At 74.9% G+C, this 1,154-nt stretch carries 2 protein-coding genes; both read right to left on the bottom strand.

Translation table 11 applies throughout. From position 1 onward, the window contains the following. Window positions 1-502: hypothetical protein (locus FF041_RS38480; protein ID WP_194292324.1), on the bottom strand; the 502-nt coding region annotated here is incomplete at its 3' end. Next, window positions 499-1,154, bottom strand: a 656-nt coding sequence (locus FF041_RS35910; protein ID WP_323393670.1) for a DnaB-like helicase N-terminal domain-containing protein, incomplete at its 5' end; no start/stop codon positions are given. The genes FF041_RS38480 and FF041_RS35910, both read right to left, overlap by 4 nt.

The raw sequence follows: 1,154 nt of genomic DNA, 5'->3' as shown, positions 1-1,154 counted from the left end.
GCTGGGTCGAGCGGCTGAGCGCGGCGGTGACCTGGGGCAAGGGGCGGCCGATCGTGTCCGCCGCGGTCCGCAGCTCCAGGGCGACGGAGTCCAGGTCCTCCCGGGCCACCTCCAGGTGGTGGCGGAGCAGACGGAAGGTCGCGTTGGTGTTCTCGGCCGGGAGGGTCTCGGCACGGTGGTGGAGCTGGCCGAGCTGGCTGTACGCGCGGGTGAAGTTCGCCACCGCCTGCCCGGCGTGCTCGGCGGCGGCGGTGCAGCCCTGGACGACCGTTCCCCGTTCGGGCCCGGGGCTGCCGAGAGCGGTCCGGTGCATGACGTGGTCGGCCAGATCGTTGACCAGGCCGTTCAGCGCGGTGAGTTCCTGGGAGGCGGTGACCAGGTCCGGGAGGCCGGTGAGGGAGCCAGGGATGGTGATCTCCTCGCCGAGTTCCTCGGCCTCGGCTGCCAGCGCGTACAGCTCGCCCTTCTCCATGGCGGCACGGCCGGTGTGGTCGTGGATCATGCGGGGCTCCGTCGGGACGTACGGGCAGAAGCAGCGGGGACGGGCGCGGCGGCCGGGGCCGGTGCGCTGGTGCGGAGGGAGCGGCTGCGAGCGCGGGCCGCCTCCGCACGGGCGGGCAATGACCGCGCCGTGCCGGGCGGCTGGGGCTTGCCGGGTACGGGGCCGGTGCGGGCGGTGTGCCACCGTTGGCGGACCTCGTCCAGCGGGCCGAGGGCGTGCAGGGCGTGCCCGATCAGCCGCCCGGCCGGGATCGCAGCGTCGTCTGCCAGGGCCCGTATACGGCGGGCGGTCTCAGCGGCGGTCCGGGTCAGCGAGGCCGCCACGACCTGTTCGCCGAAGTGCTCGGCCGAACCGCCGAGCGCCAGTGGGTCGCAGACCGTGAGGACCCGCTCGGAGTCCAGAGTGCCGCTGGGGAGGGCACCGCGCCGCTGGACCTCCCACAGCACGGTGAGCTGATCGACGGGCTCGCCCCGGTGGTGCAGGGCCCCGAGCGCCCGGTAGAGCTGCTGATGCCCCGGGTCGGCGAAGTCCGAGGGGCGCAGCCAGCCGACGACCGCGTCGAGCTGGTCCGGGCGTGCGGTGAGGCAGGCCAGCAGGAACTCCTCGTCCGCGTGGAGATCCCCGTCCACCACCACGGTTGCCCGGGGGGCCG

The sequence above is a fragment of the Streptomyces jumonjinensis genome (assembly GCF_009600885.1).
Taxonomy (GTDB): Bacteria; Actinomycetota; Actinomycetes; order Streptomycetales; family Streptomycetaceae; genus Streptomyces; species Streptomyces jumonjinensis.
The sequence above is the reverse complement of the archived record's forward strand: the minus strand, read 5'-3'. Positions and strand labels throughout refer to the sequence as shown.